Genomic DNA, 25,560 nt, shown 5'->3' on the forward strand with positions numbered 1-25,560 from the left:
CCCCCGCATGTTAATCAACCACGGGACTTGTGCATGTTTCGCAGGCCCGCATAGCGTGGCGGCTGACATGGTGGCGTTCCGAGTTCTGGGGCCAGTCGAGGCGTACGAACACGACGACGAACTCGACCTCGGCGGCTTGCGGCAGCGGGCCGTCCTCGCCCGCCTTCTCGTGGCCAGAGGGCAGGTCGTGCCCGTTGACACGCTTCTTTACGATCTGTGGGACGACGACGCGGCCAAGGGCGCGCAGTCCGGCCTGCAGGTCTACATCTCGCGCCTGCGCCGGGTCCTGGAGCCAGGACGCCCGCGCGGCGGGCCCAACCGGCTGCTGGTGACGGTCGCGTCGGGCTACGCGTTGCGGGTGGCCTCCGACCAGGTCGACGCGCTCAGGTTCGAGCAGCTCGTACGAGCCGCCGGCGAGCACCTCGAAGAAGGCGATCCACAGTCGGCCCGGGCCCGCCTGGAGAAGGCGCTCGGCCTGTGGCGCGGCACCCCCTACTCCGACTTCGCCGACCAGCAGTGGGCGGAGGCCGAGGTCAACCGGCTGACCGAGCTGCGCCTCGTGGCCCGCGAGCGGCACTCCGACACCGGGCTGCGGCTCGGCATGCACGCCGAGACCGTCCCCGACCTGGAGGCGCTCACCACCGAGCACACGCTGCGCGAGGAGGGCTGGCGGCTGCTGGCGCTCGGCCTCTACCGCTGCGGCCGGCAGGGCGACGCGCTGGCCGCGCTGCGCAGGGCCAGGAACATCCTGGCCGACGAGCTCGGCATCGACCCCGGTCCCGCGCTGCGCAAACTGGAGTCCGACATCCTGGCCCAGGCGCCCGAGCTGGAGCTCGCCGTGCCCGCGCGCAGCCCGAGGCCCGCGCCCGTCACCGACACCTGGCCGCCCAGGCCGGCCGCGCCCGTCGAGCCGCCGCCGCTGGAGCCCGAGCCGTTCGTCGGCCGCGACGCCGAGCTGACCCGGCTGACCACGGCGGCCTCGCGCACGGGCAGGTTCCAGGTCGCGATCGTGACCGGGGTCGCCGGCGCGGGCAAGACCACGCTGCTGCGCCAGCTCGAGGGCAGGCTCGGCGGCGACGGCTGGATCACCGCGTCCGGCGCCTGCCCGGACTCCAGCGCCACCCCGCCGGGCTGGGCCTGGGTGGAGATCCTGCGCGCGCTCATCGGCATGACCGGCGCGGGCGAATACGCCCAGCTCCTCGCGCCGCTGCTCGACGACGCCGCCCCCGACCCCGACGAGGACGAGGTGTCCGGCGGCTTCCGGCTGCACCGCGCGGTCGGCGGCTACCTGGCCGGGGTCGCGCGCCGCGCGCCGGTGCTGCTGACCCTCGAAGACCTCCACTGGGCCGACGACCAGACGCTCGCGCTGCTGCGCGCGCTGCCCAGCCTGCTGGCGACCAGCCGGGTCCTGCTCGTGGTGACGTGCAGGGAGAGCGAGCTCGACGACCGCCAGTCCGACGTGCTGGCCGCGCTGGCCAGGCTGGGCCCGCTGCGGGTGGGCCTGTCGGGGCTCGATCCGAAGGCCGTGGCCGAGCTGGTCAGGGCGACCTGCGTACGCGAGATCGACGAGGACGCGGTCGAGTCCATCGTCGAGCGCACGGGCGGCAACCCGTTCTTCGTCCGCGAGACCGTGCGCCTGCTCGACTCCGAGGCGGCGGCCGACCAGGCCAGCGCGACCGAGGTGCTCTCGCGGGTGCCCTCCGGCGTGCGCGACGTGCTGCGGCGGCGCATCTCGCGGCTGCCCGCGGGCGCGCAGCAGATTCTGCTGCAGGCCGCCGTGATCGGCCGCGACGTCGACCTCGACGTGCTGGTCACCGTGGCGGGCGACGAGGATGCGGTGATCGAGGCGGTCGAGGCGGCGCTGCTGGCCGGGCTGGTGACCGAGCCGGGTCCAGGGATGCTCAGGTTCGACCACGACCTGGTGCGCGACACGATCTACTCCGACGCCTCCAGGCTGCGCCGCACGAGGCTGCACGCGGCCGTGGCGGCGGTCATCGAGCAGCGCACGCCGTCCGACGTGGCCGCGCTGGCCCACCACTACTTCCTCGCCGACGCCGCGGCGAAGGCGGTCCACTACGCGGGCCTGGCGGCCGAGCAGGCCGAGCGGCGCTTCGCGCACCGCGAGGCGGCCACGCTGTGGGAGCAGGCCATCGCCGCGTTCGACCGCTCGCGGGGCGACGAGCCGGGCGGCGAGCACGAGCCGGAGCGCGCCAAGGAGCGCCTGCGGCTGATGCTGCGCCAGATCAGGGCGCTGGCGCTGTGCGGCGACATGACGGCGGCGCGGCTGCTGCGCCGCCAGGCCATGGACGCGGCGCTGCCGCTGGGCGACCTGGAGATCACCGCGAAGGTGGCGGCGTCGCTGGCCGTGCCGCACAAGGGCATGGCACGCGACTTCACCCGCACCGCGTGGGAGATCGTGGACGTCACCGAGCGGGCGCTCATGGAGCTGCCCGCGGGCGAGCAGCGGCTGCGGGCGAGCCTGCTGACCACGCTGGCCCTGGAGCTGGAGGGCTCCTCCTCGCCCGAGCGCGGGCGGCAGGCGTCGCTGGAGGCGCTGGAGCTGGCCAGGCAGAGCGGCGACCCGACGCTGATCGCGGCGGCGCTGAGCGGGCGGCTGCGGCAGTCGTACGACATTCCCGCCGTGGACACGCGCGAGAGCATCGGCAGGGAGCTGCTGGAGGTCGCCCAGCGCTCCGGGCAGATGGCCACCCAGGCGCTCGCGCACCTGGTGCTGCTGGAGTGCGCGGCGGCCAGGGGCGAGTTCGCGGTCGCCGACGAGCACGCGGCCGCCGCCGACCGCCTGGCCAAGCAGTACGACCTGTCCGCCCCCGCCGCGGTCGTCGTCTGGTACACCGGCCAGCGGCTCATGATCGCCGGCGACTACGCGGGCGCCGAGCGGGCCTACCGCGACGCGACCAGGATGACCGCCAGGGCGGGCATGCTGGAGGGGCGCCAGGACCTCCAGCTGATCACCACGTTCTGCCTGGCCCTGGTGGACGGCCGGGCGGCGGAGACGGTCGACCTGCTGTCCGAGAAGCATCTGAGTGGCGCCAAGTGGACGCTCGACGCCTACGCGCTGGCGCTGGCCTCTGCCGGGCACATCAGCGACGCCAAGGCGGTGGCCGCCACCCGGCCGCCGGTGCGGCCCGACTTCCTCTACGAGCTGGCCATGACCTGGCGGGCGCTGGCCGGGATGCTGCTCGACGACCGGGAGCGGATGGTCGACTGCTACGACAAGCTCAAGCCGTTCGCCGACCGGGTGGCGGGCGCGGGCACCGGCGTGGTGGCGCTGTGGCCGGTGGCGCTGACGCTCGGCGACCTCGCCGTGCGCCTGGGGCAGCTGGACGCCGCGCGCGACCACTACAAGAAGGCCCTGGAGGTGGCCGAGCGGGTCGGCGTGCCGCGGTGGGTGGAGGCGGCGCAGCGGTCGGTCAGCAACTGACCTGGAAACGCTCGCTCCTGACCGTCTTGGCGCCCTCGGCGGTCAGCTCGACGCGGTACCACCCGGGGTTGCCCGTGACCTGCGGCCGCCACTCGACGGTCTTCGCGTCGCCCGCGAAGCCGTCGTACTCCACCAGGTAGGTGCGCCAGGTCTTGGTGGCCGGGCTCCAGCGGGTGAGCTTCCAGCCGTAGGCGACGCTCTGGCCCGCGTTGACGACGACGCCGCGGGCCACGTACGTCTTGAGGCAGTCGGCGCCGCCCGTCACGAGGCTGACGAAGACCTCGCCTGCCTTGGCGGGCACGGTGATCGGCTCGGTGATCTGCTCGGTGATCGGCAGGTCGCGGGCCGCCAGAGTGACCGTGCGGGGCGGCTCGGCGGCGGCGGAGCCGGCGTTGTTGTAGGCGGAGAAGCCGACGTAGGCGCTGGTGAAAGCGAGGGCGGCGACGAACAGCCTGGCCGCGTTCGCGGTCCCGCTGGTAAGGACGGCTGCGCTTCTCGTCGGCATCTGCAACACCCCTCTTGGCTCACCCTTAGAGTGAGACAGGGTGATTGAGTCCTGGTTGTCAGGCGCTTGCACCTTTTGCGGGGGCCTTGCTGGCGAACGGTTGCAGGCTGAACTAAGGTAAGCCTGACCTAAGGCTTCGAGAAGGGTTGGTGGTACGCGGATGATCCCCGACCCCGCGAGGCCGTCCTGGTTCGGCCTGCCGTACTGGCTGGTGGGCGCGGTGCTGATCCTCGCCCTGTTCGGCGCGTTCCAGGTCTACTACTGGGTGGGGCGCAGGCTGGGCGAGAGGCTCTACGACTCGCGCGTCGGCGTCAGACTGGGCCGCGAGCGGATCGCGAAGATCGAGCGGGTCGTCGAGAAGTGGGGTGCGCTGGCCGTCTACGGCTGCTTCTGGGTGCCGATGCTCCGGCACACGCTGCCGTGGGTGGCGGGGGCCCTGCGGGTGTCCTACCCCTGGTACGTCGTCGCCAGCGCGCTCGGCTGCCTGACCTGGGCGCCGATCTGGTGGTTCGGCCTCACGGCGATCGTGTGGGGATGGCTGGAACTGGCCGCGCGCTCACCCGTCACGGCGGCGGTCGTCGCCGTTGTCGCGGTCGCGGGCGTGTCGTGGTTCGCCGTGCGGCGCAGGAGGAAGCGGCGCGCCTCCGAGGAGAAGGAAGCGCTGGTCTCCTAGACCTCCTTCTGTTGCGGCTGCCTGCTCTGGTCGTCGATGACGGCCTCCGGGGCGTTCCTGCGTACGGTCTCGATGCCGTTCACGCAGGCCATCTTGGTCGGGAAGCCCTCGCCGACCGCGAGTGTCTGCCCGTTGTTCGCCACGAGCGCGAAACGGAACCCGCCCCGCTCGTCCCTGCTGATGACGAACCTGCCTGCCATGGCCGCCGCCCCCCGCCTCATCGGATCCATTAATGATTTACCCCCATCTGATGGTGCCTTATGGCCGAGTTCAGCAAACGAACCCTTGATCAGCTGCCACCATGTTTCCCATGCGTATTGGGGGTTTCATTGGCTCTGCCGTGGTCGCCGTTCTTGTGGGGGTCTCGTCCCCCGCCGTGGCCGCGGACGCTCCTTCCGTGCGGGCGAGGTCGGCGTACGTCGTCGACTCGACGGGAACGATCCACTTCGGCAAGCGGGAGACCAAGCGGGCGCCGGTGGCCAGCCTGGTCAAGATCATGACGGCGTACGTCGTGCTGCGCGAAGCCCGGCTGTCCGACACCATCAAGATCACCGCGACCGACGTGAGGTACGCGGCCTCCGGCGGCGCCGCCACGGCGGGCCTGCGCGCGGGGGAGCGCTTCACCGTCAGGGACCTCCTGTACGCCCTCATGCTGCCCTCCGGCGCGGACGCGGCCAACGCGCTTGCCCGGCGCTACGGGCCGGGCAAGACCGCCTTCGTCGCCAAGATGAACCGCACCGCCCACGACCTCGGCCTCGCCGACACCCGCTACACCAACGCCGATGGCATGCCCACGCCCGCCAACGGCGGCTACTCGACGGCCGTGGACCAGGCGAGGCTGGCGTACCGGGCGCTGGGGAGCGGCACGTTCATGACCGTGGTCGGCAAGGAGACGCACAAGGTCGCCAAGACGGCGGTGCACCGGGCGCACACCTGGCGCAACACCAACAAGCTGCTCTCGCGGGCGGACGGGGTGCTCGGCGTGAAGACCGGCTACACCAGAGCGGCCGGCTACTGCCTGCTGTTCGCCGGCGAGCGGAACGGCAGGCTGGTCGTGGGCGTGCTGCTCGGCGAGTCCGCGGACGATCGCCGCTTCACGACCGCCGAGCGACTGCTCGACCACGCCGGCAGGCAGATCACCCTCGCCTGACCGCCGAGCGGCTGCTCGACTGCCGTTCGGCTGACCGCGGGCGGCCGCTCGACTGCCGTTCGGCTGACCGCGGGCGGCTGCCCGCCTGCCGTTCGGCTGACTGGGGGCGGCTGCTCGACTGCTTGTCGGCGGACTGCGGAGCGGGCCGGTCGAGCTCGTCACTCGGCGTCGGAAGCCGCCGGGCGTCCTGACCCGGCGGCCCTGCCTCGCCGGTCGCTCAGCCGAAGGTGATGTGGCCGTCGCCCGGCAGGGTGCCCATGCCCTGGGTGGCGCAGCCGAGGAGGGCGGTGGGCGGTGTGATGCTGCCACGCACGGGCACGCCCGAGAGCGCCCCCCTGGCGATCGTGCCGGTGAGCAGCGTGTCGGCCGGGTGCTGGGCGATGAGGCGGTCAGCCCTGATCCGCAGCCGTGAGGTGCCGAGGGGGCGCCCGGTCGCCCCGAACCACGTGATCATCGCCCGGCCGCGTACGTGCCTGGCGCTGGTGCACGACGCCTGCGCGGTGGCCCGCACGCTGACCCAGCCGGAGCTCAGCTGCGTGGCCGCACCCGTGCAGCCGGTGAGCTGGAGGTTGCCGCGCGCGGTGACGTGCCGGACGGTCAGGCCGATCCTCGGGGTGAAGGTCAGCGGCCGCCCGGCGGGGGTGGTGACGGCACAGGTCAGGGAGCTGTGCCTGGCCGGTGCCGGTGCCAGGGGGGCCGTCGCGACCACGGCGGCGACGATCCAGGCGACGTACATGGGGTCCTCCGGCCGATGCTGCGGTGGGTAATCGATCGCTCACATTGTGCGGCATCACATCGTACGGCACGCCGGATCCAGCCGGTCGGCGGTCCACCTGAGCGAGTACGCGAGCCGCATCCGGACCCTCGCCCGCGACGTGTCCCGGGCCACCGTCTCCTACGCCTTCTCCCGCCCCGACCAGCTCAGCGACGCGCTGCGGCAGCGGATCATGGAGGTGGCCGACGAACTCGGCTACGCGGGGCCCAACCCGACGGCCCGCTCGCTGCGGCTGGGTAGGGCCGGCGCGCTCGGCCTGATCTTCAGCGAGACGCTGGCGTACGCGTTCGCCGACCCCTACGCGGTCGGCTTCTTCCAGGGGCTGGCCACGGCGGCCGAGGACGCGGGGGTGGGGCTGCTCATCCTGCCGCTGCCGCACGGCGACCGGCGCAGCGAGACCGTCAGGGACGCGGTGGTCGACGCGTTCTGCGTGATGTCGCTGCCGGACGGGCATCCGGCGCTGGCGGAGGTGTTCGCGCGCAGGCTGCCCGTCGTGGTCGTCGACGAGCCCTACGTGCCCGGCCATCCGTTCGTCGGCATCGACGAGCCCGCCGCCGGCGCGGCCGCCGCGCGGCACCTGCTGGAGCTCGGGCATCGGCGGCTGGGCGTGGCCATGGTGGGCCTGCACGAGGACGGACACACCGGCTGGTCGGATCGGGCGCGGCAGGAGAGCGCGACGTTCGAGGCGATGCGGGCACGGCGCGGCGGCTACCAGCGGGCGTGCGAGGAGGCGGGGCTCGACTGGGCGGGCGTGCCGTTCTACGAGGTGGCGCGCAACTCACGCGAGGCCGGCAGGAAGGCGGGGCACGCGCTGCTGGGGCGGGAGCCGCGGCCGACCGCGATCCTCACCAACACCGACGTGCTGGCGCTGGGGGTGCTCGACGCGGCCGCCGACCTGGGCCTGGCGGTGCCCGCGGACCTGTCGGTGGTAGGCTTCTCCGACAGCGCGGCCGAGGAGGCCGGGCTCACCACGGTCCGGCAGGCCAAGCAGGAGATCGGCGAGAAGGCTGGGCGGCTGCTCCTGTCGGGGGGCGTGGCGAAGCCGGAACGGCTCCTGTTCCCCCACGAGCTGATCGTCCGCTCCTCCACCGCCCCACCTTCCTGAGCGCGCTGGGCGGGCCTCTGAGGCGTCGCTGCGCGACCCGTACCGGACCGGATAGCATGGGTGGCATGACGACCTGCCTGAAGACGATGGCCCCCTAGGGGGTTCTTCGGCGACGTCGCGTTGAGGCCCTGCGAACCGGGGCCTCTCGTCGTGTTCGGGGCCCCTTTGGGAGGCATCCGATGTACATCACGACGACCATCCCCTATGTCAACGCCCGCCCGCATCTCGGCCACGCCCTGGAGATCGTCCAGGGGGACGTGCTGGCCAGGCACCACCGCCGGCGGGGTGAGCCCGTACGGTTCCAGACCGGGACCGACGACAACTCCCTGAAGAACGTGCTGGCCGCCGAGGCCGAGGGCGTGCCGGTGCGCGAGCTGGTGGACAGGAACGCGGCCGCGTTCGAGGGGCTCAAGGAGCGACTGGACCTGTCGTTCGACGCGTTCATCAGGACGAGCGGTCATCCCGGGCACCGTCCCGGGGTCGAGCGGATCTGGCGGGCCGTCGAGCACGATCTGTACCCGCGGCACTACGAGGGGCTCTACTGCGTGGGCTGCGAGCAGTTCTATCCAGAAGGGCCCTGTCCCGACGGGCACGAGCCGCCGTTGCAGCGGGTGTCCGAGGAGAACTGGTTCTTCCGGCTCTCCCGCTACCAGGAGCCGCTGCTGGAGCTGATCAGGAGCGGACGGCTCAGGATCGAGCCGGTCGCGCGGCGGAACGAGGTGCTGGCGTTCGTCGAGGCGGGACTGGCGGACATCAGCGTCTCGCGATCGGCCGCGCGGGCCCGCGGGTGGGGGATCCCCGTGCCCGGAGATCCCGCGCAGGTCGTGTACGTGTGGTGGGACGCGCTGGCCAACTACGTCACCGCGCTCGACGACGCCGGTTACGAGCGATGGTGGGTCTCAGAGCGGCGTAAGACGCACCTGATGGGCAAAGGTGTGATCCGGTTCCACGCGGTGTACTGGCCGGCGATGCTGCTGTCCGCGGGGGAGCCGCTGCCGACGGAGATCTTCGTACACGACTACCTCACGGTGGGCGGTCGCAAGATCAGCAAGTCGTCGGGGGTCACCGCCGACCCCGTGGCGCTCGTGGAGGCGTACGGGGTGGACGCGGTGCGGTGGTGGCTGCTGCGGGAGGTGCCGCGCGTGGGGGACGCCGACTTCACCGTGGAACGGCTGGTCGCGCGGGCCGACGAGGACCTGGCCAACGGGATCGGGAACCTGGTCAACCGGGTCGTCACCATGGTCCACCGGTTCCTGGACGGCCGGGTTCCCGCGGCCGCCCAGGAGCCCGGCCGGCCCCCCGGAGGAGGCGGGGGCGGTCGAGGCCGCGGTGCACGAGGCGCTGGAGGACTTCGACTTCCGGCGGGCGGCGGCGGCCGTGTGGGGCGTCGTCGAGCAGGCCAACAAATACGTCGAGCGGACCCGGCCGTGGCAGCAGGACCCGGCGGACCGGGAGGTGTCGCTGGGCGCTGGTGGGGGCGTGCAGGACGCTGGCCGTACAACTGGAGCCCTTCCTGCCCACGGCGGCGGCGCGGGTGGCGGCGGCGGTGCGCGGGGAACGGCTGCCGGCTCCCGAGCCGCTGTTCAGACGCCTGTCCGACGGCGCGGCCCGCCCGGCCGAGTAGACCGTGGCCGCATGAGCGGGCCTGTAGACGGCGGTTGTGGGTAAGCCTAGGGTTGGCCACCACAGACCACCCGGTATGGAGGCGCCTCATGCCCACCGTCAACACCGTCCGCGGCCCCGTCGACGTGGACGACCTCGGCCAGACGTTGATGCACGAGCACGTGTTCGTCGTGTCCACCGAGCATCTGGACAACTACGGCAGAGGCGCCTGGTGGGACGAGGAGTTCCGGGTCGCGGACGCGGTCACCAAGCTCGGCGCGGTGGCCGCGAAGGGCGTGCGGACGATCGTCGACCCGACGGTGTGGGGGCTGGGCAGATACCTGCCGCGCATCCAGCGCATCGCCGAGCAGGTGCCCGGCCTGCACATCATCGTCGCCACCGGCCTCTACTGCTTCGAGGAACTACCCCACCAGTACGAGCACCGCGGCCCCGGCCTGGTCATCGACCAGCCCGAGCCGATGGTCGACGACTTCGTCCGCGACCTCACCGACGGCATCGCCGACACCGGCGTGAAGGCGGCCTTCCTCAAGTGCGTGGTCGAGCAGAAGGGGCTGACGCCCGGCGTCGAGCGCATCTGCCGGGCCGTCGCCCAGGCGCACGTCCGCACCGGTGCGCCGATCACCGTGCACACGCACGCGTACACGCAGAGTGGGCTGCTCGCGCTCGACCTGTTCGCCAAGGAGGGCGTCGACCTGGCGAAGGTGGTCGTCGGGCACGCGGGCGACAGCAACGACCTCGACTACCTCATGCGGCTGGCCGACACGGGCGCGACGCTCGGCATGGACCGGTTCGGCCTGGACGCCTACAACACGACCGCGCGCCGCGTGGCCACGGTGGCGGCGCTGTGCCAGCGGGGTTACGCCGACCGGATGGTCCTCAGCCACGACGCCGCCTGCTTCATGGACTACTTCGGCGGCACTTGGGACGAGACCCGGCCAACGCTCGCGCCCAACTGGCGCTACGATCACATTCACGACGACGTCTTGGCCGCACTCCTGGACTCGGGTGTGACCGACGACCAGATTGAGCAGATGCTGGTGTTCAACCCGAAGCGCTACTTCTCGTAAAGTGGGTGGATCGGGAAAGCAATGCGGGTAGGTGGAGCTGGGTGACTTCGGAGCAGGCCTTGTCGATAAGCCTCGGGCTCCAGGGACCCTGCGTCATCGCGCGGCTGACGGGGGACTTCGACTTCGGATCCGCGGCGGAGGTCCGCGACCGCGTCACCAAGGCGCTCGATCTCACTCAGCCACCGCTGCTCGTCATCGACATGCAGGCCGTGAGCGTGTGCGACTCCTCGGGCCTTTCCGTGCTGGTCTACCTGCACAAGGCGGTCACCGCCTCGGGCGGGCGGCTGCTGCTGTCCGGGCTCAACGGCAGGTGCAAGCACCTGTTCGCGATCACCGCGCTGGACAAGTTCTTCGACATCAGGACCACGGCCGAGCTGGCCATCGCCGAACTCAACGACGCGGGGAATTCGCCGCCGTTTACCGGGTAGTCCCCGTGCATGTCGGCCGAAGCGCCCGATCTGCTCGGCATGTACCTGGAGCAGATCGGAAAGACCCCCTTGCTCTCCGCCGCGGACGAAGTCGACCTCGCCCGGCGGATCGAGGCAGGCCTGTACGCGGCCCATCTGGTTCAGCGCGGCGCGGGCACGCCGGAGCTGGAGCAGATCGTCCGAGACGGGCAACGTGCCAAGGACCTGCTCATCAGGTCCAACCTCCGGCTGGTGGTGTCCGCCGCCAGGCGTTACTCCCACCGGGGGCTGCCCCTGCTCGACGTCATCCAGGAGGGGAACCTCGGACTCATCAGGGCTGTGGAGAAGTTCGACTACACGCGGGGCTTCAAGTTCTCGACGTACGGGATGTGGTGGATTCGGCAGGCCATCGAGCGCGGCCTCCATGACAAGACCCGTACCGTACGCCTGCCGATCCACGTGGCGGAGGACGTGTCGCGGCTGGCCAGGGTCGCCCGGCACCTGGGCGCCGACCTGGGGCGCGACCCGACGGACGCCGAGCTCGGCGCGGTGGCGGGGTGGTCGCCCCTGCGGGTGGCCGCGTTACGCGCGCTGAGCCGGGAGATCGTCAGCCTGGACCTCCCGGTGGGCGAGTACGGCGAGGGCGGCCGGATCGGCGACATGATCGCCGACGAGGACGGCCCGCAGGTGCAGGAGATCACCGAGCGGCGCGCCCTGAGCGCCGAGCTGAACCGGCTGGTCAAGACTCTTCCCCCACGCGAAGCCTTCGTCATCAGGCTCCGGTACGGCCTCGCGGGCCAGAAGATCATGACTTATGCCGAAATAGGGGCACATCTCGGGCTGACGAGGGAGCGCATCAGGCAGCTGGAGAAGCAGGCGCTGAAACGACTCAGGGAGGGCGGGCCCCTGATGGCGTGGGCCTCCTAGACATATAAGCCACGCATAACCGAGTAACCATTTCGTATCGGATCTTCAGCGGCAAACGATGATTTTTCGTGCCCTGGTGTACTCGATCATCTATGAGCCGCTGCCGACAGGGGGGAGCGGCTCACTCCACTTTGGGGGGCTCAATGATGAGAAGTCTTGCCGGCACGGTCTTAGTGGCGGCGGCCGCGGCCACGCTCATGGCGTCGCCCGCCACCGCGTCGTCGGGCACATCCGTGGCGGCGTCCTCGGGCACGTCAGTGGCGGCGTCGTCAGGCATGTCCGTGGCGGCCGAAACAGCCGCCGCCCAGGCGCAGCTGATCCGTACCAAGAGCTACTGGGGGCACTGCGAGGACACGTGCCGCGTCAGGGTGCGGATCACGAACGTCTCGCGCAAGAACCTGTTCAACGTGAAGCTCAACGTCAACCTCACCATCAACGGGAGGAAGGCCGGGGCCTGCTACGACAACGTCGGCAGGATCAACGCGCGTAAGGTGCGCTGGGCGAGTTGCACCGTACGCACGCGCACCCTGACCCGGATGTGGTCGAACTTCATCGACCACCATGGTCGCTACTACCGGCACGCCAGGACGAACGTGTCCTACCGGTATTACCGCTGAGGTTGACAGCCGGGGGCCGGCTCGGGCCCCCGGCGTCACGCGGTGACGAGGAGGGCCAGCCCGATCAGCACGACGACCGGGACCAGCCACATCACTACCTCGACAGCGAACTCCTTGTACATCGCGTGAGTCTCCCTCTGGAACGCCCGGGTCGGGCAGCGCAAACGTCATTGCGCAGCATATCCGCCCCCACCTCCTGGTCGGTCCGTCGCGGTCGGCTGTGATCGCGGCGTCCTGGGGCGGAGCCGCTCAGGGTCCGACCATGATCGCGCCGACCGTGGTCCGACCATGATCGCGCCGTCCGAGGCGGAGCCGGCCGTGGTCAGACTGTGATCGCGCCGTCCGAGGCGGAGCCGACCGTGGCGACGTACTTGGCGAGCACGCCCCGTTCGACGGTCCGCTCGAGCCGCCGCCAGGAGGCGCGGCGCTCCGCCAGCTCCGATTCGGGCACCACCAGGTCGAGCGTCCCCGCCGCGCTGTCGACGACCACCGTGTCGCCGTCCCGCACCAGCGCGATCGGCCCTCCGTGGTACGCCTCCGGAGTCACGTGACCGATCACCAGCCCATGGGAGACCCCGCTGAACCGGCCGTCGGTGACCAGCGCCACCGAGGTTCCGAGGCCGCGGCCGACGAGCGGTCCCGTGATGGAGAGCATCTCGCGCATGCCGGGGCCGCCCGCCGGGCCCTCGTACCGGACGACGATCACGTCCCCGGCTACGATGCGGCCCTCCTGGATGGCGGTGTAACACTCGTCCTCCGAGTCGAACACCTTGGCCGGGCCCTCGTGGCGGAAGTCGTCCTTGCCGCCCAGCTTGAGCACACAGCCGTCGGGGGCGAGCGAGCCCCGCAGGATGGCGAGCGCCCCGCGCTGCTTGAACGGCTTGTCCACGCCGGCCACGACCTGCTGGCCCGGCGCCTCCTCGGCATCCGCCGCGACGTCGGCGAGCGTACGGCCGTCCACCAGCGTGACGTCCTCCCGCAGCAGTCCCGCCTCCAGCAGGCGGCGCGCGACCAGCGCGGTGCCACCGGCCCGCCACAGGTCGGCGGCGGTGAAGTCGCCGCCGCTCGGCTTGAGCCCGGTGATGATCGGGACCTGGCGGCAGACCTCGCCGATCTCGTCGATCCGCAGCGGCAGCCCCGCCTCGCGGGCGATGGCCAGCAGGTGCAGCACGGAGTTCGTGGAGCCGCCCATCGCCGCGACCGAGACGATCGCGTTGTGCAGCGCGTCCGGCGTGAGGACGCGCGAGGGGCGGGCGTCGCGGGCGAGCGCCTCCATGGCGATCTCGCCGGCCCGCCGCGCCGCCGCGTTCTTGCCCTCGGCCACCGCCGGGATGTCGCCCAGGCCGAACGGCGCCAGGCCGAGGAAGTCGGCGACGCTGCCCATGGTGTTCGCGGTGTACTGGGCCGCGCAGGTGCCGGCACCAGGACAGGCGTGCCTGGCCAGGTCGTCCAGGTCGGACTGGTCCAGACGGCCGACGGCGCGTTCGCCGAGCGCCTCCCACATGTCCTGGATGGTGACGTCCCGCCCACGCCAGCGGCCCGGCATCATGGTGCCGCTGTAGAGGACGACGGACGGCACGTCCAGGCGGGCCAGCGCCATGATCGCGGCCGGTACGGTCTTGTCGCAGCCCACGATCACCACCAGGGCGTCGAAGCCGTGGGCGCGGCCCATGAGCTCGATCGAGTCGGCGATCACCTCGCGGCTGATCAGGGACGTACGCATGCCGGGCGTGTGCATGGTGAGGTTGTCGGAGACCGCGATGGTGTTGAACTCCATCGGCATGCCGCCCGCCGCCCGTACCCCGTCGGCCACGTGGGCGGCCAGCTCGCGGTGGGTCAGGTTGCACGGCATGGTGCCGGTCCAGGTGGTGGCGATGCCCACCGTGGGGCGGCGCATCTCCTCCTCCGACATGCCCATGGCGTACAGGTGGGAGCGGGCCGGTGCGCGGTCGGGATCGTCGGCGATGCTCAAGAGGTTCCTCCGGTGTCACAGGTCTGGCGACTCCCATAATCCTGCGACATGTCGGGACGGCTTTCACCGGCCCTCAATGTTCGCGCATCCCCCATGGTGAGCCGAACTCGACCAGCAGGTCCATGAACGGTACCGGCTCGAACGCCTCGGGCCCCAGCACGCCCGTCCCTTTCCAGGCCCCGTTCGCCAGCAGTTCCAGGGCGATGACCGGGTTGACGGCGGTCTGCCAGACGACGGCCTGGGAGCCGTACTCGCTCATCGACCACTGGTTGTCCACCACGTGGTACAGGTACACCTCGCGCGGCCTGCCGTCCTTGACGCCCCTCACCCAGGTGCCGGCGCAGGTCTTGCCGTGCATGCGGTCGCCGAGCTCCGCCGGGTCGGGCAGTACGGCGGCGACCACGTCACGCGGGGACACCCGGGCGGTGCCCTGGTCGGTCCTGACGGTGACCGGTTCTGTGCTGTCCACGCCGAGCGCGTGCAGGGTCTTGAGTGTGCCGATGAAGTCCTCGCCGAGGCCGTACTTGAAGGTGACCCGGCCGGCGTTCACCCAGCGGGGGACCAGCAGGACCTCCTCGTGCTCGACGTTCACGCACTCCACCGGGCCGATGCCCTCGGGGAAGTCGAAGATCTCGGGCTCGCTGAACGGCTCGGTGGTGTACCAGCCGCGGTCGCGCTCGTAGACGACCGGCGGGTTGAGGCACTCCTCGATCGTGGTCCAGATGGAGAACGACGGGGCGAACTCGTAGCCGTCGACCGTCAGGTTCGCGCCGTCCCTGATGCCGATCTCGTCGATCTCGTCGAAGAGGTCGTCGGCGGCGTACCTGGCGAAGACGTCGGCGAGGCCCGGCTCGACGCCCATGCCGACCAGCGCCAGCCGTCCCGACGCGGCCCACTCGCGTTCGCGGGCGAACTGGTCGTCGCCGAGCTTGACGCCGACCTCCTCGTACGGCCGCTCGGGGTGCGGCTTGGACATCGACATCGCCATGTCGAGATAGTCGGCACCCACGGCCAGCGCCGCCTCGAACAGCGGCAGCACGAAACGCGGGTCGGTGGCGTTGAGCAGGACGTCGCAGCGGTGCTCGGCCAGCAGTGTGGTGACGGCGGCCTGGTCGGCGGCGTCGACCCTGACCGGGGTGAACCTGTCCGAGCGCACGCCCAGCGCGGCGACGGCGGCCTCGGCGCGGGGGAGGTCGTAGTCGGCGACGACCATGTGGTCGAAGAACGGGCGGCGCGCGGCGATCCGGGTGATGGCGGTGCCCACGCCGCCGGCCCCGACGAGAAGGATACGCATACCGATGAGTCCCCTTTTATACGCATTTGGGGGTGTTTTGGGGGTGTTGTGCTCATCCAACGTGACTATGCTCGTCAACGTCAATGGCGTTGGCATAAGGGGTCGGTCCATGGCCAAGCGGGTGGTGCCGGAGACGGGACGGAGGCGGCGGCGTCCGACCAAGCAGGGGCAGGTGCTGACGCACCGGCTCATCGTGGAGACCGCGCTGCGGATGCTGCGCGAGCACGGCGCGGCCGGCCTCACCGCCCGGCGTCTCGGCCTCGCACTCGGCGCCGACGCCAGCACCGTCTACCGGTACTTCCGCTGTATGGATGACCTGATCCTGGCCATCGCGGACGAGTTGTTCGGTATGGCGATGGCCGGCTGGCGGTCCACCGGTGACTGGCGTACCGACCTGCGGGACCTCGGGTTGCGCATTCATCACGCGTACCTGACGCACCCGCAGACCGCCGTACTGACCGCGAGCCGGGTCACGGGGCGGCCGAACGAGGTGGCCAGCGACGAGGCGATCCTCGGCGTCCTGCGCGGGGCCGGTTTCGCGGACGCCGACGCGGTACGGATCTATCACGCGTTCATCGACCAGAGTCTCGCCTTCGCCATCCTCGACGCCGCCACCCTGGCCCTGCCCAGGGCGGCGCGGGAGGCGGACGAGGAGGTGTGGCAGGCCACGTACGCCCGGCTGCCCGCCGCCACGCACCCCAACATCGCCGCGACGGCACCGCTCCTGGTCGCCTGCATGAACGACAGCGCCTACCCCACGGCCCTCGACATGCTCCTGTCCAGCGCCTCCGCCCAGCTCACCGACTAGAGCCCCGCTTCCCCGCCTCCACCCCGCCGGTCGGTGGTGCGGTGGGAGAGGGTGTCAGAGGCGGTTTTGGGCGATGCGCTTGGCCAGGCTGGGCAGGGAGTCGTCGGCCATGAGGGCCGGTAGGCGGGGGGCGTCCTCGTCGATCTGCCGCCGCACCGCCGGGTGGTCGCCGGAGAACCTGCTCCAGGCCCGGACCACCGCCGGCATCGCCGCGATCGCCTCGTCCGTCAGGATCGCCTCCCGGGGCAGCCACGACGTGAAGAACTGCGAGACCCGGCCCGGGCTCCACCACAACGGCCGATCGCCGACGAACTCGGTGAGCTTCTCGAACGCCTCACGCGCGCCCGGCAGGTCCGGCAGGTCGTCGAACCGCGCCGCCGTGTCATCGGCCGCGCCGCGTACGAGGCCGGGCACCGCGTACGCCCGAGCGATCGCGAGCGCCCGCACGGCGGGGAGCGTGTCGGCCACCATCGCCCCCATGATCTGGTCGCCCAGTTCGAACGCGTCCAGGATCCGGCCGCCCACCACCCCGGGGTCCGCCGCCCGCAGGCCCAGGTCGTCGAGGAACTTCACCTCCTCGACCAGGGCGTCCACCGCCAGGCCGCCGTTGGGCTGGTCGATGCCGACGACGAGGATGTGCGGCTCCTTGCCGTTCTCGTACCGGAAGGACAGGACGGCCAGGGTCTGCTCGCCGTAGGGGTCGGCCTTGCCGTACCAGGCGCCCTCGCACCTCACCCGCCCCATTCGCCGTACCCACCCGGCCAGCGTCGCCGCCATCCCACTCCCAGCCACCGTGTACGGCCGCACCCCCGCGTCCACCTCGCCGCCCCCGACCGGTGCCGTGCCGCCGGCCTCGGCGAGCCGGCCATCGGCCGTGGTGCCGCCGGCGGGCCTGCCGCCGGGTTCGGCCGGCGTCGTGTCGGCGGGCCTTCCGCCGGGTTCGGCCGGCGTCGTGTCGGCGGGCCTTCCGCCGGGTTCGGTGGGCGTTGCGATGGCGGGCTGGCTGTCGGGTTCGGCCGGCGTGGTGATGGCCGCTTCTGCGGGCTGGTTGACGGCGGCCAGGGCGGCCAGGGTCAGGCGTGCCTCCGGGCTGCCGTCCTGCGTCAGCCGCCCCAGGAACGGCCTCACCTGGTCCGGCTCCAGATCGGCCGTGAGCCGTGCCGCCCAGAGCTCCGTCCGCAAGGGGGAGTGCCACCTGAGCAGGTCGCGCGCCTGGGTGACCGCCGTGTCGAACGTCGTCGTGCTCACACCTCAACCGTATCGCCACAGCGACACGCCGCAGCGGCGCGGGATCGGCGCGGCAGGAGCCGGTTCATGGCGTCGACCAGACAGTTCGGTCCACCCCAGGTCGGTCGTGAACGCGTCCGCGGGCTGGACGCTGAACGTCCCCCGATGGATGTCGGTGGCACGCTCGACGGTCAGCCCGGTCGCAGCAGGTGCTCGAAGGCCCCGACGACGGCGTTGACGCAGGCCCGAGGCGTTGAACGGTGGCGCGTCAGGCGGGGTGGGACTGGGCTGCTGGAGCTCGTCCCACCCAGCCTTACGCGGATCGGTGTCGCTATCCCCACTGGCCGGGCTGGTAGTCGCCGGTGGCGGGCTGCCGGGTGATGACGTTCAGGCGGTTCCAGGTGTTCATGAGGGCGATGACGCCCACCAGGGCGGCGAGCTGGTCCTCGTCGTAGTGCTTGGCGGCGTTGGCCCAGACCTCGTCGGTGACACCACCGGCGGCGTCGGCGATGCGGGTGCCCTGTTCGGCCAGCTCGAAGGCGGCCCGCTCGGCGTCGGTGAAGACCGTCGCCTCCCGCCAGGCCGCGACCAGGTTGAGGCGCACCGACGTTTCCCCCGCGTGCGCGGCGTCCTTGGTGTGCATGTCGATGCAGGCGGCGCAGCCGTTGATCTGGCTGACGCGGAGCGACACCAGCTCCTGCGTCGTGACGGGCAGGGCCGAATCATGCACGACCTTGCTCGCGGAGATGGAGACGAGGTGCTTCACGAGCTTGGCCATGACCGGGTTGCTGGAGTAGTCGAGACGGGCGTCCATGGTGAACTCCTCTGTTGTGTTCGTTGTTACAGCCCACCGACGAGACAGCTCGCACGATGGGACGGAAGGAATGTGATCTGTGTCACCTCGAGTCCGGCCGCGCTAGGCCGGAATGGCGCCGATCTGCCGCAGCTGTGTGAAGACGTCGACAACCCCCCAGATCTCAGCGATCCGGCCGTCGGCGAAGCGGGCGATGAAGATCTCGTTGTACGCGACGGACTTGCCGGTCGGCGGGAGGCCCCGGTACTCGCCTTGGTGGGTCCCGGTAACCGTGTTCCTGCAGACGACCTTGTCCCCCTCCGCGATCACATCCTCGATCTCGACGTGAATGTCGGGGAACGCGCGAAGGAGCACCGTCCACACGTGCTTGAGCGCCTTTGCCCCCGTCACATCACTCGGTACCGGCGCGTGGAACAGCACGTCCGGCTCGACGAGCTCGTCGATCGTCTTCGAGATGATCTCCAGATCGCGGGAGTTCGTGGCGTCATGGAAGCGGCTGAACGTCGCTTTGTTGCTTGCTGCCTGGGCTGTTGACATGTGACTTCCTCGGGGCGAGATGAACATTCGGGTGATTGCGGCAGCCCGTCCGGGCCTGGTCACTTCTGGAAGACAGCCTCGATCTCGAGGCTGATCGGCACCTTGTCGCCGGCCGTGACGCCACGGCGTCCATCGGCCTGCTGACGCCGCGCGACGTCAGCTCGCGGCCGATGACCCAGCCGTCGTCGGGCCGGCGGAAGGCAGGAACGGTTGTCGCTCACACCCAGGCGACGAACGAGCACCCGCCCGGGGGACAGCCCGGGTCACAGTTGTTCGAGCCGCCGGGTCAGGAATCGCCGCTCAGGGGTCGAGGTGGTCAGCTCGAGCGCCCGGCGGTACGCCGCTCGGGCCTCGGCGTCACGACCGAGACGCCGCAACAGCTCGCCGCGGGTCGAGTGGAAGTAGAGGTAGCCGTCCAGGTCGAGGCGGTCGACGGCGTGCAACGCCGCGGCGGGGTCGCCGGCTTGGGCGATCGCCACGGCGCGGTTGAGCTCGACCACCGGGGAGCCGGTGAGTTCGACCAGCCGCCGGTACATCGCGGCGACCTGCGGCCAGTCGATCCGCTCGTGCGTCTGGAGCGACGCGATCACGGCCTGGACGACATAGGCGCCGCGCCCGCCCAGCGCCAGCGCCCGGTCGAGCACCGCGCGTCCCGCCGCGATCTGGCGCATGTCCCACAGCGACCGGTCCTGGTCGTCGAGCAGGACGAGGTCCTCGCCGGAGAAGCGGGCCCGCCGCCGGGCGTGGTGGATCATCATCAGCGCCAGCAGCCCGTGCGCCTCCGGCTCGTCCGGCATGAGCGCGGCGAGCACTCGCCCCAAGCCGATGGCTTCGGCGCCGAGGTCGACCCGGCCGCGGTAGCCCTCGTTGTAGATCAGGTAGATCACGGCCAGCACCGCGTCGAGGCGGTCGGGCAGCAGATGCGTGCCGGGAACCGCGAACGGGATCCCGGTCGCCTTGATCTTGGCCTTGGCCCGCGAAAGGCGCCGCTTCATGGTCTCCTCCGAGACCAGGAAGGCGCGCGCGATCTCGGCGGTCTCCAGGCCACCGAGGGCCCGCAGCGTGAGCGCCACCTGTCCCTCCAGCGGTAGCGCCGGGTGGCAGCAGGTGAAGATCAGCTCCAGCCGTTCGTCCTTGATCACGCCGTCGTCGAACTCCTCCATGGCGGTCTCCGGCACCGGCAGCAGGTGGATTTTCTCGGCAAGGGTGCGTTCCCGGCGGATCCGGTCGATCGCCCGGTTGCGGGCCGTCGTCACCAGCCACGCGCCCGGGTTGGCCGGCATGCCCGATGCGGGCCAGCGCTCCGCCGCGATCGCGAACGCCTCCTGCGCGGCTTCTTCGGCCCGGTCGAAGTCACCGAGGAACCCGACCAGCGAGGCCAGCACCCGGCCCCACTCGTCGCGGAAGACCTCCTCCAGCGTGGTCAGCGCCGCACCACCGGCCTGATCTCCACCGCCCCGCCGAGCCTGGCGGCCGGGATGCGCTCCGCCAGCTCGATCGCCTCGTCCAGATTGGCCGCCTCGATCAGGAAGAAGCCGCCGAGCACCTCCTTGGTGTCCGCGAACGGGCCGTCGGTCATCAGCGTCCGGCCGCCGGCCACGCGCACGCTGGTGGCCGTCTCGGCGGGCTGCAGCTGCGCGCCGCTGACGAGGCGCTCGTCGTCGGCCAACGCGAAATACTCCGCGTATACCGCGTCACGTTCCGCATCCGACAGCGCCTCGAAGTAGCCGGACTCGTTGTAGATCATCAGGGCGTACTGCATCGCTACCTCCGGGGCAGTGGACTCTCATCTGAACGACGAACGAGCGGCCACGCAAGGGACACCATCGGCCCAGGGGCGTGTGCCGGACTAACGGTCGTCGCCGGTCAGGCCCGCCTTGCGGAGGGCTTCGGCCATGGCGCCCGTCGGAGCCGGCCGGTCCTGGCGGCGCTGGCCGCCGCGCTGACCCTCACCGCGGCCCCCGCGACCACCCTGGCCTCCACCGCCCTGGCCTCCACCACGCTGCCCGTCACCACGACCGCCGTCACGACCACGCTGCCCGTCACCACGACCGCCGTCACGACCGCCTTCGCCACGACCGCCATTGCCACGGGCGCCGTCAGCACGAGTCGCGTCACCACGGGCGCCGTCACCGCGCGGGCCGTTTCCGCGGCCCTCGCCGCGAGCGCCGTTTCCGCGGCCGTCCGCGCCGCGACCAGCGCCCTGGCGGGCGGGCCCCTTGCGGCCGTCGCCCGAAGCCTGTGCGGCGGTCTCGTCCTCGAGACGCAGGGTCAGGGAGATGCGCTTGCGCGGGATGTCGACGTCGAGCACCTTGACGCGCACGATGTCGCCGGGCTTGACCACGTCTCGGGGGTCCTTGACGTAATTTTGGGACATGGCCGAAACGTGGACCAGGCCGTCCTGGTGGACGCCGACGTCCACGAAGGCGCCGAAGGCGGCCACGTTGGTCACCACGCCTTCGAGGATCATGCCCGACACCAGGTCGGAGAGCTTCTCGACCCCCTCCTTGAAGGTGGCGGTCTTGAAGCCGGGACGCGGGTCGCGGCCCGGCTTCTCCAGCTCGCGCAGGATGTCGGTGACCGTCGGCAGGCCGAACGTGTCGTCGGTGAACTCCTCCGGACTGATCGTGCGCAGCGCCCCCGTGTTGCCGATCAGCGACTTGAGGTCCGTCTTGACCGAGGTGAGGATGCGGCGGACCACCGGATAGGCCTCCGGGTGCACGCTGGACACGTCGAGCGGGTCGTCGCCGCCCGGAATGCGCAGGAAGCCCGCGCACTGCTCGAACGCCTTGGGGCCGAGCCTGGGCACCTGCTTGAGCGCGCCGCGCGTCCTGAACGGGCCGTTGGCGTCACGGTGGCGGACGATGCTCTCCGCCAGCGTGGACCCGATGCCGGACACGCGCGTGAGCAGGGGCGCGGACGCGGTGTTGACGTCGACGCCCACGGCGTTGACGCAGTCTTCGACCACCGCGTCGAGCGAGCGGGAGAGCTTGGACTCGGCGAGGTCGTGCTGGTATTGGCCGACGCCGATCGACTTGGGGTCGATCTTGACCAGCTCGGCCAGCGGGTCCTGCAGGCGGCGGGCGATGGAGACCGCGCCCCGCAGCGACACGTCCAGCTCGGGCAGCTCCTGCGACGCGTACGGCGACGCGGAGTAGACCGAGGCCCCCGCCTCCGAGACCACGATCTTGGTGACCGACGGCATGTGCTGAACCAGCTCACCGGCCAGCTTGTCGGTCTCGCGGGAAGCGGTGCCGTTGCCGATGGCGATCAGCTCGACCCCGTGCCGCTGCGCGAGCGCGCCCAGCACGGCGAGCGACTTGTCCCACTGCCGCTTGGGCTCGTGGGGGTAGATCGTCGCGGTCTCGACGACCTTGCCCGTGGCGTCGACCACGGCCACCTTCACGCCGGTGCGCAGCCCGGGGTCGAGACCCATCGTCGCCCGGGTGCCGGCCGGCGCGGCGAGCAGCAGGTCGCGCAGGTTGGCCGCGAACACCCTGACCGCCTCGTCCTCGGCCGCCTGCCACAGCCGCATCCGCAGGTCGATCCCGAGGTGCACGAGGATGCGGGTGCGCCAGGCCCAGCGTACGGTCTCGCCCAGCCACTGGTCGGCCTGCCGCCCCTGGTCGGAGACGCCGAACCGGGAGGCGATGCGCAGCTCGTAGTCGGGACTGTCGTCCGGCTCCAGCGCGACGGAGAGGATCTCCTCCTTCTCGCCACGGAACATCGCCAGGATCCGGTGCGAGGGCAGCTTCGTGAACGGCTCGCCGAACTCGAAGTAGTCGGAGAACTTGGCCCCCGCCTCCTCCTTGCCCTCCCGGACCTTGGACACCAGCCGGCCGCGGCTCCACAACTGCTCCCGCAGCCCGCCGATGAGGTCGGCGTCCTCGGCGAAGCGCTCGATCAGGATGGCCCTGGCGCCTTCCAGCGCGGCCCCCGCGTCGGCCACGCCCTCGGCGACGAAGCCCTCGGCCGTCGCGACGGGATCCAGCGAGGGGTCGGCGAGCAGCTGGTCGGCCAACGGCTCCAGGCCCAGCTCGCGGGCGATCTGCGCCTTGGTGCGCCGCTTGGGCTTGAAGGGCAGATAGATGTCCTCGAGTCTGGCCTTGGTCTCGGCCGCCATGATCTGCTCGCGCAGCTCGTCGTCGAGCTTGCCCTGGGACTCGATCGACTCCAGGATCGCCGTCCTGCGCTCCTCCAGCTCGCGCAGGTAGCGCAGCCGCTCTTCGAGCGTGCGCAGTTGCGCGTCGTCGAGAGTGCCGGTGGCCTCTTTGCGGTATCGCGCGATGAACGGCACGGTCGCGCCGCCGTCGAGCAGCTCGACGGCCGCCCGCACCTGCCCGTCGCGTACGCCGAGCTCTTCCGCGATTCGCTGGTGAATAGAGAGCACTTGCCTGCCTTTCGATGGTCCCGCCGGTCAATTGTGCAGGACAACGCCATCCTTCATGACCAGAGTGCGCGCAGGGTGAACGACCACCGCCTCCGCCGGCCCCCCGCACGGCACGACGACCAGGTCGGCCCGGTCGCCGGCGGCCAGGCCGTAGTCTTCCAGGCCGAGCGCGCGGGCGCCGCCGTAGGTGGCGGCCTCCAGCGCCAGCTCGATGTTCTCGTCCCTGCGGAACGTGCTGCGGTAGGCCACGTGCATCGCCCGCTCCAGCATGTCGCCGCTGCCATAGGGGCCCCACAGATCGCGGATGCCGTCGTGGCCGCAGGCGACCGTGACGCCCGCGGCCCGCAGCTTCTTGATCGGCGGCACCGGGAAGCTGTAGACGGCCGCGGTCGCCAGCGCGACGCCCGCCTCGGCGAAGCCCTGGGCCAGGCGGTCCTGGTAGGGCTCGTCGAGCTGGCCCAGCGCGTAGGCGTGGCTGACCGTCACCCTGCCGCCCAGCCCGAGCGCCTTGGTGCGCTCGGTGATGAGCTCCAGCTCCCACCCGCCCAGCGAGCCGCCGTCGTGCAGATGGATGTCGAGATGCGCGCCGTAGCGCTCGGCCAGGGCGAAGATCAGGTCGAGGTGGCGCACAGGATCGCGGTCGATGCCCGCGGGATCCAGCCCGCCGACCGCCTCGACGCCGCTCTTCAGCGCCTCTTCGAGCAGCTCGGCGGTGCCCGGGTTGGTGAGCACGCCGTGCTGGGGGAAGGCGACCTGGCGCACGTCCACGGGGGAGGTCGCGGCGGCTTCGCGCACGGCCTCGACACCCCGCAGCCCGGCCAGGGGGTCGATGTCCGTGTGCGTGCGGACGTGGGTGGTGCCCGCCGCGCTCATCCGCGCCAGCAGCGCGCCGATCCGCTCGACGCTCGGGACGCCCAGCTCGGCCCGGCGGGCGAGGTCGTCGCCGATCCGGCCGGCGAGCGTGTCGTCGGCCGAGTGGGGCACCCACGGCCCGCCGTAGAGGGTCTTGTCGAGATGGCAGTGCGCCTCGACCAGGCCCGGCAGGACGAGCTGCCCCTCGACGCCGACGACCTGGGCGCCTGGCGCGTCGATGCCCGGGGCGACGCGCTCGATCCGGGCGCCGCGCACCAGGAGGTCGGCGGGCGCGTCGAGGCCCCAGGGGCGTCCGCCGCGGAGCAGTACGTCGGTCATGCCCAGCACCCTAAACGGCGGCACCGACGATTTCGGCGCGTCAACTGCGACGGTGCCCAATCCGTCAAGCCATCCAGACAAACGGCGCGCCCCAAAAGCGAAAAAGTGGTCCCATTCGTTGGGTTGGGGCTGCGGCTGGGGCTGGGACGAAGGCCGGTGGCTGGGACGAAACCGGGGCCAAGGCTGGTGCTGGGTCGGGAGGTGCGGGAGGCGGGATCAGGCCGGGTGGTTCGCGAAGAGCTCAAGGTGGTGGCAGTGGCGGCAGCGGTAGGCGTCTATCTCCCACTTCGGCCGGCGGAATATCTTGGCGCCGCCCAAGACGCCGCGTTGGAGCGGCCCTTCGACCCATTCGGCGAAACCCGAGGCGCTCTGGCCGGTGTCCAGTATGAACCCGGTCTCAAGCGACTCTTCCCCGCAATGCGTACACCTTAATGACGACATGCCGCACGAGTGTAGTCAGATCTCGTCCACGTGGATGATGTTCGCGATGTCGGCGGCGTCCGCGCTCGGCCGGCCGGCGAGCCACGCGTCGAGGATCTCGGCCAGCACCACGTCGGAGGTGAGCCGGAGGCTGAGCGCCAGCACATTGGCGTCGTTCCACTTGCGGGCCCCGTCGGCGGTGTACGCATCCACGCACAGCGCGGCGCGCACGCCGGGCACCTTGTTCGCCGCGATCGACGCGCCCGTCCCGGTCCAGCAGCAGACGACCGCCTGGTCGGCCCGCCCCTCGCCGACGTCCCTGGCGGCGAGCTCGCAGGCCCACGCCCAGTCGTCGCGCTCGTCGTCGCTGAGCGCGCCGTGCGCCACCACCTCGTGCCCCCGGCGCCGCAACTCCGCCACGACCAGCTCGGCCACCCCGTCCTTGCTGTCGGCCGCCACCGAGATCCGCATCCGCGCTCCCTTCCTCGCCCCCACATCTACCCGAAAACGGGACTCGTGGCGGGTGCGGGGATCGAACCCGCCTGGAGCTGCGTATGAAACAGCCGGGCACACCAGCACCCTCACCCGCCTCAGGAAACGTCCTGGGCTGGCGCCG

Annotated in this window: 24 protein-coding genes and 1 tRNA gene; 9 read left to right on the forward strand and 16 right to left on the reverse strand. The window is 71.3% G+C overall.

From position 1 onward, the window contains the following. Positions 1–67 precede the first annotated feature (67 nt). Complete coding sequence (locus ITP53_RS09245; RefSeq protein ID WP_195894908.1) at positions 68–3,442, forward strand: BTAD domain-containing putative transcriptional regulator; 3,375 nt, start codon at positions 68–70, stop codon at positions 3,440–3,442. Here the strand turns inward: ITP53_RS09245 and ITP53_RS09250 are convergent. Beyond that, the gene (locus ITP53_RS09250) at positions 3,432–3,947 is read right to left on the reverse strand and encodes a hypothetical protein (RefSeq protein WP_195894909.1); all 516 of its coding nucleotides are present in this window, start codon (positions 3,945–3,947) and stop codon (positions 3,432–3,434) included. The two genes, ITP53_RS09245 and ITP53_RS09250, sit on opposite strands and share 11 nt — an antisense overlap. Positions 3,948–4,107: 160 nt before the next feature. On the opposite strand from ITP53_RS09250, the gene ITP53_RS09255 reads away from it, so the two are divergent. Further along, positions 4,108–4,620, forward strand: a complete 513-nt coding sequence (locus ITP53_RS09255; protein WP_195894910.1) for a DedA family protein — start codon at positions 4,108–4,110, stop codon at positions 4,618–4,620. Here ITP53_RS09255 and ITP53_RS09260 read toward each other — a convergent pair. Then, positions 4,617–4,820: a YegP family protein gene (locus tag ITP53_RS09260; RefSeq protein WP_195894954.1), complete on the reverse strand. Its 204-nt coding sequence runs from the start codon at positions 4,818–4,820 to the stop codon at positions 4,617–4,619. The genes ITP53_RS09255 and ITP53_RS09260 overlap by 4 nt on opposite strands. 110 nt (positions 4,821–4,930) lie before the next feature. Between ITP53_RS09260 and ITP53_RS09265 the strand changes: the two genes are divergently transcribed. Next, entirely contained in the window at positions 4,931–5,770 is an 840-nt protein-coding gene (locus ITP53_RS09265) for a D-alanyl-D-alanine carboxypeptidase family protein (protein WP_236050630.1), read from the forward strand. Positions 5,771–5,987: 217 nt separating this feature from the next. Here ITP53_RS09265 and ITP53_RS09270 read toward each other — a convergent pair whose 3' ends face one another. Further along, complete coding sequence (locus ITP53_RS09270; RefSeq protein ID WP_195894912.1) at positions 5,988–6,506, reverse strand: hypothetical protein; 519 nt, start codon at positions 6,504–6,506, stop codon at positions 5,988–5,990. Positions 6,507–6,552: 46 nt separating this feature from the next. Between ITP53_RS09270 and ITP53_RS09275 the strand changes: the two genes are divergently transcribed. From ITP53_RS09275 to ITP53_RS09295, 4 genes are all read left to right on the forward strand, one after another. Then, positions 6,553–7,650, forward strand: a complete 1,098-nt coding sequence (locus tag ITP53_RS09275) for a LacI family DNA-binding transcriptional regulator (RefSeq protein WP_195894913.1) — start codon at positions 6,553–6,555, stop codon at positions 7,648–7,650. Positions 7,651–7,829: 179 nt separating this feature from the next. Further along, entirely contained in the window at positions 7,830–10,340 is a 2,511-nt protein-coding gene (locus tag ITP53_RS60165; RefSeq protein ID WP_328814327.1) for a phosphotriesterase family protein, read from the forward strand. Between the two features lie 41 nt (positions 10,341–10,381). After that, positions 10,382–10,768: an STAS domain-containing protein gene (locus ITP53_RS09290; RefSeq protein WP_195894915.1), complete on the forward strand. Its 387-nt coding sequence runs from the start codon at positions 10,382–10,384 to the stop codon at positions 10,766–10,768. Between the two features lie 9 nt (positions 10,769–10,777). Then, the gene (locus ITP53_RS09295) at positions 10,778–11,674 is read left to right on the forward strand and encodes a sigma-70 family RNA polymerase sigma factor (RefSeq protein ID WP_195894916.1); all 897 of its coding nucleotides are present in this window, start codon (positions 10,778–10,780) and stop codon (positions 11,672–11,674) included. A 121-nt stretch (positions 11,675–11,795) separates the two neighbouring features. Here ITP53_RS09295 and ITP53_RS09300 read toward each other — a convergent pair whose 3' ends face one another. Further along, complete coding sequence (locus ITP53_RS09300) at positions 11,796–11,951, reverse strand: hypothetical protein (RefSeq protein ID WP_195894917.1); 156 nt, start codon at positions 11,949–11,951, stop codon at positions 11,796–11,798. 4 nt (positions 11,952–11,955) lie between these two features. Between ITP53_RS09300 and ITP53_RS09305 the strand changes: the two genes are divergently transcribed. Then, positions 11,956–12,291: a hypothetical protein gene (locus ITP53_RS09305; RefSeq protein WP_195894918.1), complete on the forward strand. Its 336-nt coding sequence runs from the start codon at positions 11,956–11,958 to the stop codon at positions 12,289–12,291. 35 nt (positions 12,292–12,326) lie between these two features. Here ITP53_RS09305 and ITP53_RS59125 read toward each other — a convergent pair whose 3' ends face one another. The 3 genes from ITP53_RS59125 to ITP53_RS09315 form a co-directional block, all read right to left on the reverse strand. After that, a complete protein-coding gene (locus tag ITP53_RS59125) occupies positions 12,327–12,455 on the reverse strand; it encodes a hypothetical protein (protein WP_268960989.1) in 129 nt (42 codons plus the stop codon). A gap of 158 nt (positions 12,456–12,613) precedes the next feature. Continuing rightward, on the reverse strand, positions 12,614–14,263 hold the full coding sequence (gene ilvD, locus ITP53_RS09310; protein ID WP_195894919.1) for a dihydroxy-acid dehydratase: 1,650 nt from the start codon (positions 14,261–14,263) through the stop codon (positions 12,614–12,616). A 73-nt stretch (positions 14,264–14,336) separates the two neighbouring features. Continuing rightward, entirely contained in the window at positions 14,337–15,557 is a 1,221-nt protein-coding gene (locus ITP53_RS09315) for a saccharopine dehydrogenase family protein (protein WP_195894920.1), read from the reverse strand. A gap of 109 nt (positions 15,558–15,666) precedes the next feature. On the opposite strand from ITP53_RS09315, the gene ITP53_RS09320 reads away from it, so the two are divergent. Continuing rightward, the gene (locus ITP53_RS09320) at positions 15,667–16,365 is read left to right on the forward strand and encodes a TetR/AcrR family transcriptional regulator (RefSeq protein ID WP_195894921.1); all 699 of its coding nucleotides are present in this window, start codon (positions 15,667–15,669) and stop codon (positions 16,363–16,365) included. A 54-nt stretch (positions 16,366–16,419) separates the two neighbouring features. Here ITP53_RS09320 and ITP53_RS09325 read toward each other — a convergent pair whose 3' ends face one another. From ITP53_RS09325 to ITP53_RS09365, 9 genes are all read right to left on the reverse strand, one after another. Continuing rightward, positions 16,420–17,613, reverse strand: a complete 1,194-nt coding sequence (locus ITP53_RS09325) for a hypothetical protein (RefSeq protein WP_195894922.1) — start codon at positions 17,611–17,613, stop codon at positions 16,420–16,422. A gap of 310 nt (positions 17,614–17,923) precedes the next feature. Then, a complete protein-coding gene (locus ITP53_RS09330) occupies positions 17,924–18,406 on the reverse strand; it encodes a carboxymuconolactone decarboxylase family protein (protein ID WP_195894923.1) in 483 nt (160 codons plus the stop codon). A gap of 102 nt (positions 18,407–18,508) precedes the next feature. After that, the gene (locus ITP53_RS09335) at positions 18,509–18,943 is read right to left on the reverse strand and encodes an ester cyclase (RefSeq protein ID WP_195894924.1); all 435 of its coding nucleotides are present in this window, start codon (positions 18,941–18,943) and stop codon (positions 18,509–18,511) included. A 263-nt stretch (positions 18,944–19,206) separates the two neighbouring features. After that, the gene (locus tag ITP53_RS09340; RefSeq protein WP_195894925.1) at positions 19,207–20,328 is read right to left on the reverse strand and encodes an RNA polymerase sigma factor; all 1,122 of its coding nucleotides are present in this window, start codon (positions 20,326–20,328) and stop codon (positions 19,207–19,209) included. 38 nt (positions 20,329–20,366) lie between these two features. Continuing rightward, a complete protein-coding gene (locus ITP53_RS09345; protein ID WP_195894926.1) occupies positions 20,367–20,705 on the reverse strand; it encodes a YciI family protein in 339 nt (112 codons plus the stop codon). Positions 20,706–20,792: 87 nt separating this feature from the next. Beyond that, a complete protein-coding gene (locus tag ITP53_RS09350; protein ID WP_195894927.1) occupies positions 20,793–23,333 on the reverse strand; it encodes a Tex family protein in 2,541 nt (846 codons plus the stop codon). Positions 23,334–23,360: 27 nt separating this feature from the next. Beyond that, positions 23,361–24,524 carry an amidohydrolase gene (locus tag ITP53_RS09355; protein WP_195894928.1) on the reverse strand — a complete coding sequence of 388 codons (1,164 nt, stop codon included), beginning with the start codon at positions 24,522–24,524 and terminating at the stop codon, positions 23,361–23,363. Between the two features lie 456 nt (positions 24,525–24,980). Further along, on the reverse strand, positions 24,981–25,415 hold the full coding sequence (locus tag ITP53_RS09360; RefSeq protein WP_195894929.1) for an RpiB/LacA/LacB family sugar-phosphate isomerase: 435 nt from the start codon (positions 25,413–25,415) through the stop codon (positions 24,981–24,983). A 46-nt stretch (positions 25,416–25,461) separates the two neighbouring features. Continuing rightward, positions 25,462–25,534: transfer RNA gene (locus ITP53_RS09365), tRNA-Met, on the reverse strand. Between the last annotated feature and the right edge of the window lie 26 nt (positions 25,535–25,560).

This window comes from Nonomuraea cypriaca, from assembly GCF_015645445.1.
Taxonomy (GTDB): domain Bacteria; phylum Actinomycetota; class Actinomycetes; order Streptosporangiales; family Streptosporangiaceae; genus Nonomuraea; species Nonomuraea cypriaca.

What these genes read in the sequence shown, in the direction of transcription:
- ITP53_RS09245 (WP_195894908.1), top strand. Translation starts at nt 68, where the DNA reads ATGGTGGCGTTCCGAGTTCTGGGGCCAGTCGAGGCGTACGAACACGAC.
- ITP53_RS09250 (WP_195894909.1), bottom strand. Translation starts at nt 3,947, where the DNA reads ATGCCGACGAGAAGCGCAGCCGTCCTTACCAGCGGGACCGCGAACGCG.
- ITP53_RS09255 (WP_195894910.1), top strand. Translation starts at nt 4,108, where the DNA reads ATGATCCCCGACCCCGCGAGGCCGTCCTGGTTCGGCCTGCCGTACTGG.
- ITP53_RS09260 (WP_195894954.1), bottom strand. Translation starts at nt 4,820, where the DNA reads ATGGCAGGCAGGTTCGTCATCAGCAGGGACGAGCGGGGCGGGTTCCGT.
- ITP53_RS09265 (WP_236050630.1), top strand. Translation starts at nt 4,931, where the DNA reads ATGCGTATTGGGGGTTTCATTGGCTCTGCCGTGGTCGCCGTTCTTGTG.
- ITP53_RS09270 (WP_195894912.1), bottom strand. Translation starts at nt 6,506, where the DNA reads ATGTACGTCGCCTGGATCGTCGCCGCCGTGGTCGCGACGGCCCCCCTG.
- ITP53_RS60165 (WP_328814327.1), top strand. Translation starts at nt 7,830, where the DNA reads ATGTACATCACGACGACCATCCCCTATGTCAACGCCCGCCCGCATCTC.
- ITP53_RS09295 (WP_195894916.1), top strand. Translation starts at nt 10,778, where the DNA reads ATGTCGGCCGAAGCGCCCGATCTGCTCGGCATGTACCTGGAGCAGATC.
- ITP53_RS09300 (WP_195894917.1), bottom strand. Translation starts at nt 11,951, where the DNA reads ATGCCTGACGACGCCGCCACTGACGTGCCCGAGGACGCCGCCACGGAT.
- ITP53_RS09315 (WP_195894920.1), bottom strand. Translation starts at nt 15,557, where the DNA reads ATGCGTATCCTTCTCGTCGGGGCCGGCGGCGTGGGCACCGCCATCACC.
- ITP53_RS09320 (WP_195894921.1), top strand. Translation starts at nt 15,667, where the DNA reads ATGGCCAAGCGGGTGGTGCCGGAGACGGGACGGAGGCGGCGGCGTCCG.
- ITP53_RS09330 (WP_195894923.1), bottom strand. Translation starts at nt 18,406, where the DNA reads ATGGACGCCCGTCTCGACTACTCCAGCAACCCGGTCATGGCCAAGCTC.
- ITP53_RS09335 (WP_195894924.1), bottom strand. Translation starts at nt 18,943, where the DNA reads ATGTCAACAGCCCAGGCAGCAAGCAACAAAGCGACGTTCAGCCGCTTC.
- ITP53_RS09345 (WP_195894926.1), bottom strand. Translation starts at nt 20,705, where the DNA reads ATGCAGTACGCCCTGATGATCTACAACGAGTCCGGCTACTTCGAGGCG.
- ITP53_RS09355 (WP_195894928.1), bottom strand. Translation starts at nt 24,524, where the DNA reads ATGACCGACGTACTGCTCCGCGGCGGACGCCCCTGGGGCCTCGACGCG.
- ITP53_RS09360 (WP_195894929.1), bottom strand. Translation starts at nt 25,415, where the DNA reads ATGCGGATCTCGGTGGCGGCCGACAGCAAGGACGGGGTGGCCGAGCTG.